Origin of the sequence: Sphingomonas sp. BGYR3 (assembly GCF_025153455.1) — a bacterium.
Taxonomy (GTDB): domain Bacteria; phylum Pseudomonadota; class Alphaproteobacteria; order Sphingomonadales; family Sphingomonadaceae; genus Sphingomonas.
In genome coordinates this window covers 252,215-265,155 of the sequence record NZ_JANZNT010000002.1, presented here as the reverse complement: position 1 = coordinate 265,155, position 12,941 = coordinate 252,215, and the positions used below count along the sequence as shown (strand labels likewise).

Below are 12,941 nucleotides of genomic sequence, written 5' to 3'. Positions count from 1 at the left end.
TGCGAGCGCATCAAGCGCGGCTTGCCACCCCGGCCCGCGCCAGATGCGGGCCGAGCCGCCCGGTCAGCCACAGGAAGAACATCCGGTAATCGCTGACCAGCGACAAGAACGGATAGGTGAACGTCGCGGGCCGATTGCGCTCCACGCCGAAATGCGCGGCCCAGGCAAAGCCGTATCCGGCCAAAGGGATGCCCAAAAACCACCAGGCCGAACCATTCAGCCCCAGCGCCAGCGCGACAAAGGTCAGCGCGGTGCCCGCATAATGGATCGCCCGCGTTTCCGGCCGCCCATGTTCGCGCAGATAATGCGGCCAGAAATCGGCATAGCGGCGGATCGTGGCGGCCATGGCTTTGCGCTCCTCTGTCCGCCATCCTATCGAATGGCAGGGTCAGCGCAACGGCAGGGGGAACCATGCGGACAAGAGCCAGCATCTGCGCGCGCAAGGCCCGCTATCGCAGCGGCGGGGAGGCCGCAGCCGCGGCCGCCAGCCATGGCCTGGCCCTGTTCCCCTATCGCTGCGACCGGTGCGGCCAGTTCCACCTGACCAGCCGGTCAAAGGGTCGGCGGCTGCCTCGGCCCTGACGCTCGCAATGACGGACATGGGTAACCCCTAACCCGCCACCTGCTCCAGCGCCTCGCTCAGGTCCAGCCAGCGGGTTTCCGCCGCTTCCAGCCGCGCGACGACATCGGCGTGGCGCTTCATCAACTCGCTCATCGGCAGCTTGGCCAGCGCTGGTTGCGCCTCGGCGGGGGCGAACATCGCGTGGTCCAGCGCCTGTTTCTCGGCGGTCAGCTTGGCCACCTCCGCCTCTGCCGCGCGCGCCTGCTTCTTCAGCTCGGCCTCTTTCTCGCGCGCTTCTGCGGCAGCCTTGCGGTCGGCCTTCTTGTCCTTTTTCGACGCCTTTTCGGCGGCATTCTGGCCCAGCACATGGGCGATGTAATCGTCCAGCGTCCCGTCAAACTCCCGCGCCGCGCCCTGATCGACCAGCACCAGCCGGTCGGCCGTCGTCTCCAGCATATGCCGGTCGTGGCTGACCAGCAGCACCGCGCCGGTATAGGCATTGAGCGCCTGGATCAGCGCCTCTCGCGCGTCCACATCCAGGTGGTTGGTCGGTTCGTCCAGGATCAGCAGATGCGGCGCATCCCGCGTGATCAGCGCCAGCGCCAGCCGCGCGCGTTCGCCCCCCGACAGCTTACCGACCTTGGTCGTCGCCTTGTCGCCCGAAAAGCCGAACCGGCCCAGCTGCGCGCGCACCGCCGCCGGGGTCGCCCCCTTCATCTGGCGGGTCATGTGGTCCAGCGGGGTGTCGGTGACGTCCAGTTCCTCGACCTGATACTGGGTGAAATATCCGACCTTCATCTTGCCGGTCGCGTTCATCGCCCCTTCCATCGGGGTCAGCTGCGCGGCGAGCAGGCGGGCCAGGGTCGTCTTGCCATTGCCGTTGCGGCCAAGCAGCGCGATCCGGTCGTCCGGGTCCATCCGCAGGTTCAGCCGCCTGAGGATCGGCGTTTCGCCATAACCGACCGACGCCATGTCCAGCGTGATCAGCGGCGGGCGCAGCTCGTCGGGATCGGGGAAATCGAAGCTGAGCGACGGATCCTCGGCCAGCGAAGCGATCGGCGTCAGCTTGGCCAGCGCCTTTTGCCGCGACTGCGCCTGTTTCGCGGTCGATGCGCGGGCGGAATTGCGGGCGATATAATCCTGCAGCTTGGCCCGCTGCGCTTCCTGGTTCGCCTTGGCCGCGGCCAACTGCGCCATGCGTTCGGCCCGCTGCTTTTCGAACGCGTCATAGCCGCCGGGATAGAGCGTCGCCTTGCCGCCCTGCAGGTGGAGGATATGATCGACGACATTGTTCAGGAAATCGCGCTCGTGGCTGACCACCACGATGGTCGCGCGATAGGCCTTCAGGAAATCCTCCAGCCACATCACCGCTTCCAGGTCGAGGTGGTTGGACGGCTCGTCCAGCAGCAGGATGTCGGGCTGGCTGAAGAGCAGGCTGGCCAGCGCCACGCGCATCTTCCATCCGCCCGAAAAGCTGTCGAGCGGCCGCTGCTGCATCTCCTCGTCGAAGCCCAGCCCGACCAGGATGCGCGCGGCCCGCGCGGGCGCGGCATAGGCGTCGATGGCGATCAGCCGCTCATGCACATCGCCCAGCCGGTCCATGTCGGTCTGGGTCTCGGCCTCCTCCAGCAGCGCGGCCCGCTCGGTATCGGCGGCCAGCACCGTCTCGAACGGCGTGGCGGTGCCCGACGGCGCTTCCTGCGCGATATAGCCAAGGCGGCTGCCGCGCGGCATTTCCACGCTGCCGCCATCCGGTTCCAGCATCCCGGCAATGACGCGCACCATCGTCGATTTGCCGGCGCCGTTCCGCCCGATCAGGCCGACGCGCGACCGGGGGGGCAGTGCGGCACTGGCGCCGTCCAAAATGGTGCGGCCGCCCAGCCGCACGGTGATGTTGTTGAGGTTCAGCATGATCGCCGCGCCCGATAGCAGGGCGCGGCCCTTACCGATAGCCCGCTGCGCGCACCCGCCGGGCGTTCAGTAATTCCATTGCAGCTGGGCACGGATCACATCGCCCTCGGCCCGGCCAAATCGGCGCTCATCCGCCTCCCGCCGCCGCATATGGGCATAGGCAAGCGTCAGCTCGATCGGATCGGCGAACTGGAATTCCGCCCCGATTTCCCAATCGTCGGTTTCCAGCCGGGGCGCGTTCAGCGCGGCCTTCCACCCGCCGCGATAATGCTGCCACCGGGCAAAGGGCGTGACCTCGCCCAGCGGGCTGTCCTTGATGCGGAACATGGTCTGCACATAACCGCCGGTCAGCGGCTTTTCGGCGATGGCGCCGATTGCCGCGTCATATTCCGGCCCCTTGCCCCAGTTCCATTCCGCCTGGATGCCGAAGGGCTGGGGATACAGGATCGCGTGCAGCCCCACCCGCTCCTCGCGGAACGCCGTGGCGCTCACCCCGCCGCTGCGCAATTCCGGCTGGAAATCGTTGCGCAGCAGCGCCCCGCCCAGTTCGATCACCTGTCCGTCCAGCGCGCCGCCAAGCTCGATGGGCCATGTCGCCATGGCCACGGTCATCAGGCCGTTGTTGCTTTCCCGGCGATTGGTCCCCTGTCCGTTATAGACCGACAGGCTGAACGCGCCGTAATTGCCGAACAGCTTCTGCCCATCCTCCTCCAGCCGGTCCCAGATCCGCTGAAACCGGGGCGGCGTGTAGAACAGGGTGACGCCGATATCCCGCTCGCCCGGCACCGCGCTGTTGATCGCATCCGTCCGGTCGATGGGCACGCGGCTGGACGAGGATTGCAGGTTTTCCCATCCGAACGGCACCTTTGCCTTACCGAACCGCACCTGCCAGCTTTTGGCGTCGTCCAGGAACCAGTCGACATAGGCATCGCGCAGCTGGGCATAGCCCTCGCGCGGTTCGCCCGCCGTCTGGTTGCTGACCGCGACGGCGAAATCAGGCTGAACGTAAAAGGACAGGCGGTCGCTCAGGTCGCCCTGCATGACCAGCCGGATGCGCCGGAAACTGAAATTGCCGCGGTCGCTGATCCCGCCATCGGCCACGGATCGCAGCCGCGAGACGCCGGCCGGTGCCGTGGCATCGCCCGCCACGATCTCGTTCAGCCGCAACTGGGCATAACCGCGCAGGCGGATGCGTTCATACCAGTGCGGGGATCGCGGCTTGTCCCCGGTGGCGGCGACTGCAACCGGCGCGGCGGGTACGGCGGGTGCCGCGGGCGGGACGGCAACCGGCGGTGCCGCCGCAATCGCGGGTGTAGCCGGCGGCGGCGGCGGAACCGGTGGGGATGCGGGTTGGGCGGCCAGAGCGGCCTTCAATTCGGCGACCGTTGCCTTCAGCTCGTCAATCTGTCGCTGCAGTTCCTCGACCGTCTGGGCACGCGCCGCATCGACCGGCAGGAACAGCGCCATGGCCCCGATGGCAAGCGCACCGCCCGCCCGCCGCAGCGGGGCGCCTTGCAACATTTCTGTCACGGAAAACCCCTCCGCCGTCACAAATGGTTCACGAACCCGTCCGCCCGGCGATGGACCACCGCCCCGCCGGATGCAAGTCCGTCAGCGGCGGCGCAACCGGACGATTGCGGTGTCCAGCGCCTGCAGAAAGGCGGACCGGTCCGCTTTGCCGAACGGCTTTGGCCCGCCGATCTGATCGCCCCCCGCGCGCAGGTCGGCCATGATCGCGCGTGTGGCGATCGCCGATCCGATCGAACTGGTCGTGAACGGCCGGCCGGTCGGGGCGATGACGGTCGCCCCGGCCTTGAGACACCGGTCGGCAAGCAGGATGTCGGCGGTGACGACGATGCTGCCCGCATCGCTGGCCGCAGCGATCCAGTCGTCGGCCGCGTCGAACCCGTCGCTGACCACCACCCGGGCGATCAGCGGGTGATCGGGCACGCGCAGATGACTGTTGCTGACGACGGTCACGGGCACCTCGTGCCGCCACGCCACCTTGTAGATCTCGTCCTTCACCGGACAGGCGTCGGCGTCGACGAGGATCTTGACGGTCATTTGGGACGCGGACCCCGGTGCGCGGGCTTGCCGCCCGGTCCCTTGCGGAACGGCTTGGGTCCGCCGCGCGGCGGGCCAGCCGGGCGGCTGGGCTGCGCGCGGTGCAGCGTCGGGCGGCCGCGCGGCGGCCCGGCGCGATGATCGCCGCGCACATGGCCCTCCGGGCCGCCCTCGGCAGGCTCGATCCGCACCACATCCTCATCGCCTTCGGTCTGGCCGGTGCGGATGACCGCTGCCTGAAACTTGGCGGCGATGGCGCGGGGGATCTGGAAATGCGTTTCATGCTGGCCGATGCGGATCGCGCCGACCTCGTTCTTGGTGATGTGCCCGCGGCGGCAGATCAGCGGCAGGATCCACCGCGCATCGGCATTCTGGCGACGGCCGATATCGACGCGGAACCACACCGTATCCTCGAACCCCGGACGGTGGCGTTCGGCCTGCGCCTCGCGCCGCGCTTCCGGCGTGTTCTCGATCAGCTCCTCCGGCTGCGGCATGGCGGCGCGGTGGGCGCGCACCAGCGCGGCGGCGATATCCTCTGCCGACCGTTCGGCCAGCAGGCGCGCCGCCAGCGCCCGATCCTCGTCATCCACCTCGACCGGGGCAAGCAGCGCGGCGATCAGCCGTTCGCGATCCTGTTCCCGGATCGCTTCGGCGGTCGGCGCATCGATCCATTCGGCGGCGATGCGCGCCCCGCGCAGCATCGATTCCACCCGGCGGCGACGGGGATAGGGCACGATCAGCACGGCCGTCCCCTTTTTTCCCGCCCGGCCCGTGCGGCCCGACCGGTGCTGCAGCGTTTCAGCATCGCGGGGAATTTCGACATGGATGACCAGGCTCAGCGTCGGCAGGTCGATGCCGCGCGCCGCAACGTCCGTCGCCACGCACACCCGCGCCCGCCGATCGCGCAGCGCCTGCAGCGCATGATTGCGTTCCGACTGGCTGTGTTCGCCCGACAGCGCGACGACGCCAAAGCCGCGTTCCTGCAGCGTCGCGTGCAGATGGCGCACATTGTCGCGCGTGGCACAGAACAGGATCGCCGTTTCCGCCTCGTGATAGCGCAGCAGGTTGACGACCGCCGCCTCGATCTCCGCCGGCGCGACGGTCACCGCCTGATAGGCGATGTCGCCATGGCCGCGATCCGCCCCGACGGTGGAAATGCGCAGGGCATCGCGCTGATACCGGCGGGCCAGCGCAACGATCGGCCCCGGCATGGTGGCGGAAAACAGCAGCGTCCGCCGCCCCTCCGGCGTGCCGTCCAGGATCTGCTCAAGATCGTCGCGAAAGCCCATGTCGAGCATCTCGTCCGCCTCGTCCAGCACCGCGGCGCGCAGGTCCGACAGGTCCAGCGCCCCGCGCTCCAGGTGATCGCGCAGCCGCCCCGGCGTGCCGACGACGATATGCGCCCCGCCACGAAGCGCGCGCCGTTCCTTTGACTGGTCCATGCCGCCGACACAGGTGACGACCCGCGCCCCCGCCTTGGCATAAAGCCACATCAGTTCTCGGCTGACCTGAAGCGCCAGTTCGCGGGTCGGCGCGATGACCAGCGCCAGCGGGCGCTCGGCCGGCGGCGCGGCCCCGTCCGTATCCAGGATATCGCCCGCCATGGCGAGGCCAAACGCAACGGTCTTGCCCGATCCGGTCTGGGCGGAAACGATGAGGTCGCGCCCGGCCGCATCGGCGGCGATGACGGCGGCCTGCACCGCAGTGGGTTCGGCATAGCCACGCTCGGCCAGAGCGTCGGCAAGGATGGTCGGCAATTCTGAAAAGGACATGGATCTCGCAACAGGTCTGCCCGGCACAGGCGTGCGGGGCGGGAGGGAAAGGGGTGGCTCGCCCGTCGCCGGGACAGGGCCTCTCGCTCACCCGTCCATGGCGGCGCAAGGCCGTTCGGCCGGGTCCATAGCCGGTTTGTGCGGAAAATGCGCGTGCTGATTTTCCCTGTCGCGCGATGCCCCCGATTTTCGGTTCTCCGGCCCGGCCATGTTCTGCTATTGTTCCGCGCGTCATGTCGAGTCGTCCCGACCTTCCCCCGCGCCCGCTGCGCTGGCTGTTCCTTGATCTCAACAGCTATTTCGCCAGCGTCGAGCAACAGGATAATCCCGCCTTTCGCGGCCGGCCGCTGATCGTGGCGCCAGTGGACAGCGACACGACGGTTGCCATCGCCGCGTCGGTTCAGGCTAAGAAATTCGGCATTTCGACCGGCACTCCGGTGTGGGAGGCAAAGCGCAAATGCCCCGACATCATCATCACCCCCGCCCGCCACGACCGGTATGTCGCGGTACACGAAGCGGTGGTGGCAGAGGTGTGGCGGCATATCCCGGTCACGCGGGTCTGCTCGATCGACGAAGTCGCCTGCCGCCTGCTCGACAATGAAAACAGCCGGGAACAGGCGGTTGCCCTGGCGCACCGGATCAAGGCCGGGATCCGCGCCAATGTCGGCGAATGTCTGACCAGTTCGGTGGGCATCGCGCCCAACCGGCTGCTGGCGAAACTGGCCAGCGATCTGCAAAAGCCGGACGGGCTGGTGGTGTTCGAGGGGCATGAGCTGCCCGAACGGCTGTACGATCTGTCCCTGCGCGACATTGCCGGGATCGGGGCCAAGATGGAGCGGCGGCTGGCGCGCGACGGCGTGCTCGACATTCGCCAGCTGTGCGCACGGCGGCCGCGCGATGCGGGCACCGCCTGGGGCGGCACCAATGGCGACCGGCTATGGTATCTGCTGCACGGCGTCGATTTGCCCGAAAAGCCGACACAATCGCGCACCATCGGGCACAGCCATGTCCTGTCCCCGCAAAAGCGCGGGCCGGAACCGGTGCGGTTGACCGCCCGCCGCCTGGCGCTGAAGGCCGCAAGCCGCTTGCGGCGCAAGGGCCATGTCAGCCGCCTGCTGGTCCTCCACGCCCGGTTCGAGGACAAGGCGAAGTTTCAGACCAGCATCAAATTACCCGCCACGCAGGACAGTTTCGTCGTGCTGTCCGCGCTCGATCAACTGATCCCCCGGCTGCGGGCCGCTTCGGCAGAACGCCCGCGCGGCGTTCAGGTGCGGATGATCGGCGTCACGCTGATGGAGATCGAGCCGGTGGCCGGGGAACAGGGCAGCCTGTTCGGCGCGCTGAACCCCGATGATCCGCTGGCCCGCGAGACGCGGACGCTCAAGCTGTCGCGGGCGATGGACCGGATCAACGAGAAATTCGGGCGCCACGCCGTATCAGTCGGCCCGATGGGCGGTGGCCGGATCGACCGGGTAGGTGCGAAAATTGCGTTCGGCCGCATCCCGGAGGCGCATGAGTTTCACGATTGACCGCCATGGGCACGAAAACCATCGCTGCGGTGCATCAATGCCGGCGGCGCGGCGAGGCCAAAAGGGTTGACGCGCCGTGCTGCATCAGCGAACAACTGCGCGTCATGAAAAAGCTTCCCCTGCTCGCCGCAGCCGCCATGGCCGCTGCCACCCTCGCCGCCTGCCAGTCCGAACCGGAAGTCGTCTCCAGCCGCGCCCCCGACCCCTATGCCGAGGCAAAGAAGAAGGCCGGCCCGGTCGAGCTGCCGCCGTCGATCCGCGAAACGGTGACGTTCCGGTGCAAGGACAACAGCCTAGTCTATGTCGATTTCTTCAACGGCGACAAGCTGGCGAACATCAAGACCGACCCCAAGGGCACGCCGACCCAGCTGCGCGCCGCAGCCCCGGGTGAGGCGTTCACGGCGGACGGCTATTCGCTGACCGGCGATGCCAAGAACGTCACCGTCACCCTGCCGGGCAAGGGCGAGCTGACCTGCAAGGCGTAAGCGCGTCAATCAACCCGATATCCGATCGGCCGCCGACCCCCAGTCGGCGGCCTTTTTCATGCCCCGGCACGCCCGGCATCCGTTGCACCGCCATCCCGATGCTTGCACCCCGTCCCCTGCTGCGGCAGCTTGGGGACCGTGAGCGCGCTGACTGAACTGGACCCCGTTGTTGTGCTCCGCGCCTATGAGATGGGCGTGTTTCCCATGGCCGATCACCGCGATGCCGCCAGCGTCTATTGGGTGGAGCCCAAATGGCGCGGCGTCCTGCCGCTGGACGGCATGATCCTGTCCCGATCACTGAGGAAACGCATCGGGCAGGACCGGTTCCGCGTCACCGCCGACCGCGATTTCGCCGGCATCATCCAACTGTGTGCGCAAAGCGCCCCCGACCGGCCGGATACCTGGATCAACAGCGCCATCGAACGCTGTTTCCTGCGCCTCCACGCGCTGGGCCATGCCCATTCGGTCGAGGTGTGGGACGCGGACGACAGGCTGGTCGGCGGCCTGTACGGCCTGGCGCTCGGCCGCGCGTTTTTCGGGGAAAGCATGGTCAGCCGGGCGACCGATGCGTCAAAGGTGGCGCTGGCCTGGCTGGTCGCGCGGCTGCGCACCGGGGGCTTCACCCTGCTCGATTGTCAGTTTCAGACGGATCACCTTGCCACGCTGGGCGCGGTGGAAATTCCGCGCGTGCGCTATTCGTCCCTGCTGGGCGCGGCGCTGGGCGGGCTGGATCCGGCTGCGGGCGCGGGCGGCGGGGCGGCCGACGGTTCGGCCCCCTCGGCCGCCGCATCGCCAGCTTCGCCCTCGGGGGATTTCGGTGCACTCGACCGGCTGGCCCCGCCATCGGGCGTTGCGGGCGCATCGGCACCGGGCAAGGTCATCTTGCAGCTCTTGGGCCACACATCATAGATCGGATGCTGGACCACGTTCAGCGCGGGCCGTTCCTTGAACAGCCATCCGGAAAAGGCGCGGCCCCATTGCCCCTCGCTGTTCTGCACGTCCAGCTGGACAAAGGCGCCGGTATATTGATCCGGCTCCCACGGCGCGGTCACCTCGCACGCGCGCAGGCGGACGATCACCGGCCCGGCGCGCACCGCCTGTCCGGGGCGCAGCGTGATATCGCGCGTCTCGCCATTGCGCTTGTTCAGCAGGCCCAGCACGGCGACGCGCTGGTTCATCGGGGTCGCGCCCGCCGTATCGCGGCTCTGCGCGCTGGCCATGGTCACCACGTCCGTGCGCGCGGCGTCCAGCCCGTCCGTGCCCTTCTCGGCAACCGCCTTTGTTTCGGTCCGCTGCGTTGCGCCGGGCCAGAACCACCATGCCGCCGCTCCCGCACCGGCCAGCAGGATCAGACCGCCGGCCGTGGCGGCAAGCCAGCCTCGGCTCAAGCGTCCGGCGTCCATGCTTCATAATCGCCGGTGGCGCGGGCGCGGCGCCCCCCCGCCTCCAGCGCGCCGGGCGGGCGATAGGCCAGGCCAGTGCCGGTCAGGTTCGGCGTCGCCGGTTTTTCGAACACGCGCACCGGCGGCAGCGATTCGTCGGGCGTCCCCTCGATCTGATGGTGCAGCCAGCTGAACCAGTCGGGCGGCACGCGGCTGGAATCATTGGCCCCGGAATAGATCACCCAGCGGCGCGGATTACCGGCGGTATCGCGCCCGCCCTCGTAATAGACATTGCCGAGTGCATCCGAACCAACGCGCTTCTTGCCGCGCAGACCCATATGCGTGCCAAAGGTGGCGCCGTTCCACCACGTGAAGATCGAGCCGAGCAGTCCCATGCCCGCCGCTTAGCCCGGTCGCGCGGCCGGGACAACCGGGGAAGCCGCCATCTGGACGAAAAGTCGGCTTCCCCGATCGAACGGGCTCAGGCGTAGCCCGCCTTACCGCTCATACGCTTTCGGCAGCGCGCCTTCCTGCGGCTGGGCATAGCGCTTGAACAGGCGGGTCTGCCGGTTCTGCAGCGGCTGTTCGACCCCGTCGATATAGACCGCCTGCGCCGCAGAGCCGATTTCCAGCGGATCGCCGTCCCAAATCACGACATCGCCGCGCTTGCCGGGGGCCAGCGATCCGATATCGGTCAGGCCGAGCACCGACGCCGGGCCGGAACTGATCGCGGCAAACGCCTGACCCCAGCTCAGGCCCGATGCGCCCGGCACCTTGGTCAGCGCGACCAGATTGCCGGCATATTGCTTGGCCAGATGCGCCTGACGCGCCTCGTTGTCGTTGATCATGCCGATGCCGATCTTGACCCCGGCGGCGGCCATGCGGCCGATGTTCGACTGGGTCGAGGCAAGCTGGTCAAAGCTTTCGGGCAGGTCGACCAGCGCCGATGCCATCACGGGAATGCCAGCCGCGGCGATCTCGCTGGCCAGCGTCCAGCCCTCACTCGCGCCGACGAACACCAGGTCCAGCGTCGGAAATTCGCGCTTGATCGCGATCAGCGTGCGCATATCCGCGGCGCGCTCGACATGGACCAGCAGCTTTTGCCGGCCGTTCAGCACGGGGACCAGCGCCTCTGCATCGGCGCGGGTCAAGAGCGCGTCCTTGCCCCGGTCCAGATAGGCCGCCGGGCTGGCGGCATAGGCCTTTACCTCAAACAGGGTGTTGCGCAGCATCGCCAGCGCCGCCGGGCGGCTGCCACCCGCCGAGCGCGCGCCTGATTCGCCATATTCCATGAACTGGAACGCCTTGGCCCGCGTCACGGGATCGGTATCGACGCCCAGGTCGATGACCGCGCCCTGCCCGGCAAAGATCGATCCCGCCGTGTCGGGCGCGACCACGGCGCGGGTGATCCCCTCTGCCCGGTTCAGCTGGATGGCGCTGACCCGCGGATTGACCGCCGGAGCAATGTCGATCGCGGCGTTGAACGGCGATCCGCTGGCGCTGGTGTCATTGGTGTCGCCAACGGCATCCACCTCGACAATACCCATCCGGGTAAAGCCCGCGACCAGGCCTGGGGTCACCCATTTGCCACCGGCATCGACGGTCTTGACCCCGGCCGGCACGGCAACGCCGACCCCGGCGGCAACGACCTTGCCGTTCTGGATGACCACGGTGCCGCCGTCCTTGGGCGCGGAACCATCGCCGGTGACCAGCTTGGCATTGGTGATGGCCACCGTCTGGGCGGCAGCGGGAAGGGCGAACGCAAGCGCCGCCGCGGAAAACATCAGGCGGGCGATCATTTCACATCTCCCTCGCCGGGCTGGCCCAGCTCGAAATCGGACACGGGGCGAAGCGCGGGGTTATTGGCGTCGAACATCAGCGCGCCGTCGATCCACACCCGTTCGGGCCGGGTATAGACGCTGAACGGATCGCCGTTCCACAGCACCACGTCCGCCATCTTTCCGGCGACCAGGCTGCCGGTCATCTTGTCGATGCCCATCGCCTTTGCCGGGTGCAGCGACAGCCATCGCCATGCCTGCCCCTTGGTGTATTCCATGCCCGCCCGCTTGGCGTCGGCCAGCACCTTGGCAACTTCCTGGTTCAGCCGCTGGATGCCGTTGGCATCGTCCGAATGGATCATCGCGCACGCACCCGCGCGATCGACCAGCGCCAGGTTTTCCGGCACCATGTCATAGCTTTCCATCTTGAAGCCCCACCAGTCGGCCCAGACGGCGGCACAGGCGTCGCGTTCCTTCAACAGGTCGCCGATCTTGTACGCCTCAACCGCATGGTGGAACGTGCCCAGCTTGTAGCCGAACTCCTTGGCCATATCGAGGACGATGGCCATTTCATCGGCGCGGTAGCAGTGGTTGTGGACGATGATCTCGCCGTCCAGCACGCCGCGCAGCGTGTCCATGGCGATGTCGCGGGTCGGCGCTTCGCCGCCCTCCTTTTCATACTTGTCCCACTTGCGGTCATACTCGCGTGCCTTCGCCCAGGTCTGCCGATCGACCGCGACGTTACCCATGCGCGTCGACGGCTGGCGTCCGCGCGATCCATAGACGCGCTTGGGATTCTCGCCGCACGCCATTTTCAGGCCATATGGCGCGCCGGGAAACTTCATCCCCTGAACCGTGCGGGCATAGACGTTCTTCAGCGTTACCGAACGACCGCCCATCAGGTTCGCCGATCCCGGCAGGATCTGAAGCGCGGTCACGCCGCCATTGGCCAGTGCGCGCGAAAAACCGGGGTCCTGCGGCCAGACCGAATGTTCGGCCCATACGTCCGCCGTCACCGGGCCGGTCGCTTCATTGCCGTCGGAATGCGCGTCCACGCCGGGGCTGGGATAATCGCCCAGATGGCTGTGCACGTCGATGATGCCGGGCGTCACCCATTTGCCGGCGGCGTCGATCGTGGTCGTGCCGGCGGGTACGTTCAGCGCGGCGGCATTTGGCCCGACCGCGACGATCTTGCCATCCGCAAACAGCACTGCACCGCCATCGATCTGCTGCCCCTCGCCGTCCAGCACGGTTGCGTTGACGATCAGCGTCGGCACGCCCGGATAGGGCTTGTAGGTCGACGGGAAAGGATCGCGGTTATAGGTTTCCCCGCCCTTCTTGGCTCCGTCCGATTTTTTCTCCCGCTCCGCGGCGGTGGCGGACATCGCTGTTCCGGCCAGCGCGCACGCAGCGGCCATCGCTGCGCACCGCATCAGCGTCATTTTGTTAAGCACCCCG

General features: G+C 67.9%; 12 protein-coding genes and 1 pseudogene. 4 read left to right on the top strand and 9 right to left on the bottom strand.

From position 1 onward, the window contains the following. Positions 1–10 precede the first annotated feature (10 nt). Positions 11–346 (bottom strand): DUF962 domain-containing protein, encoded by a 336-nt coding sequence (locus NYR55_RS13085; protein WP_260021952.1) that lies wholly within the window; start codon positions 344–346, stop codon positions 11–13. Between the two features lie 65 nt (positions 347–411). Between NYR55_RS13085 and NYR55_RS13080 the strand changes: the two genes are divergently transcribed. Beyond that, positions 412–582, top strand: a complete 171-nt coding sequence (locus NYR55_RS13080) for a hypothetical protein (protein ID WP_260021951.1) — start codon at positions 412–414, stop codon at positions 580–582. Positions 583–610: 28 nt separating this feature from the next. On the opposite strand, the gene NYR55_RS13075 is transcribed toward NYR55_RS13080, so the two are convergent. From NYR55_RS13075 to NYR55_RS13060, 4 genes are all read right to left on the bottom strand, one after another. Continuing rightward, complete coding sequence (locus tag NYR55_RS13075) at positions 611–2,473, bottom strand: ABC-F family ATP-binding cassette domain-containing protein (RefSeq protein WP_260021950.1); 1,863 nt, start codon at positions 2,471–2,473, stop codon at positions 611–613. Positions 2,474–2,539: 66 nt separating this feature from the next. After that, positions 2,540–3,940 (bottom strand): porin, encoded by a 1,401-nt coding sequence (locus NYR55_RS13070; RefSeq protein ID WP_260022388.1) that lies wholly within the window; start codon positions 3,938–3,940, stop codon positions 2,540–2,542. Between the two features lie 144 nt (positions 3,941–4,084). After that, positions 4,085–4,537: a YaiI/YqxD family protein gene (locus tag NYR55_RS13065; RefSeq protein WP_260021949.1), complete on the bottom strand. Its 453-nt coding sequence runs from the start codon at positions 4,535–4,537 to the stop codon at positions 4,085–4,087. Further along, the gene (locus NYR55_RS13060) at positions 4,534–6,309 is read right to left on the bottom strand and encodes a DEAD/DEAH box helicase (protein ID WP_260021948.1); all 1,776 of its coding nucleotides are present in this window, start codon (positions 6,307–6,309) and stop codon (positions 4,534–4,536) included. Before NYR55_RS13060 ends, NYR55_RS13065 begins: the two co-directional genes overlap by 4 nt. Positions 6,310–6,542: 233 nt before the next feature. Here NYR55_RS13060 and NYR55_RS13055 point away from each other — a divergent pair, with 233 nt between their 5' ends. From NYR55_RS13055 to aat, 3 genes are all read left to right on the top strand, one after another. Then, positions 6,543–7,838 carry a type VI secretion protein ImpB gene (locus NYR55_RS13055; protein WP_260021947.1) on the top strand — a complete coding sequence of 432 codons (1,296 nt, stop codon included), beginning with the start codon at positions 6,543–6,545 and terminating at the stop codon, positions 7,836–7,838. 104 nt (positions 7,839–7,942) lie between these two features. Beyond that, entirely contained in the window at positions 7,943–8,323 is a 381-nt protein-coding gene (locus tag NYR55_RS13050; protein WP_260021946.1) for a hypothetical protein, read from the top strand. Between the two features lie 147 nt (positions 8,324–8,470). Beyond that, positions 8,471–9,232: a leucyl/phenylalanyl-tRNA--protein transferase gene (gene aat, locus NYR55_RS13045; RefSeq protein WP_260022387.1), complete on the top strand. Its 762-nt coding sequence runs from the start codon at positions 8,471–8,473 to the stop codon at positions 9,230–9,232. Positions 9,233–9,267: 35 nt separating this feature from the next. Here aat and NYR55_RS13040 read toward each other — a convergent pair. The 4 genes and pseudogenes from NYR55_RS13040 to NYR55_RS13025 form a co-directional block, all read right to left on the bottom strand. After that, positions 9,268–9,501, bottom strand: a pseudogene (locus NYR55_RS13040) (DUF2155 domain-containing protein); the annotation flags it as partial. Between the two features lie 206 nt (positions 9,502–9,707). Beyond that, positions 9,708–10,100 carry an NADH:ubiquinone oxidoreductase subunit NDUFA12 gene (locus NYR55_RS13035; protein ID WP_260021945.1) on the bottom strand — a complete coding sequence of 131 codons (393 nt, stop codon included), beginning with the start codon at positions 10,098–10,100 and terminating at the stop codon, positions 9,708–9,710. 102 nt (positions 10,101–10,202) lie between these two features. After that, positions 10,203–11,504 carry an amidohydrolase family protein gene (locus NYR55_RS13030; RefSeq protein WP_260021944.1) on the bottom strand — a complete coding sequence of 434 codons (1,302 nt, stop codon included), beginning with the start codon at positions 11,502–11,504 and terminating at the stop codon, positions 10,203–10,205. Then, a complete protein-coding gene (locus NYR55_RS13025) occupies positions 11,501–12,916 on the bottom strand; it encodes an amidohydrolase (RefSeq protein ID WP_260022386.1) in 1,416 nt (471 codons plus the stop codon). The genes NYR55_RS13030 and NYR55_RS13025 overlap by 4 nt, the downstream gene beginning before the upstream one ends. Positions 12,917–12,941: the final 25 nt, after the last annotated feature.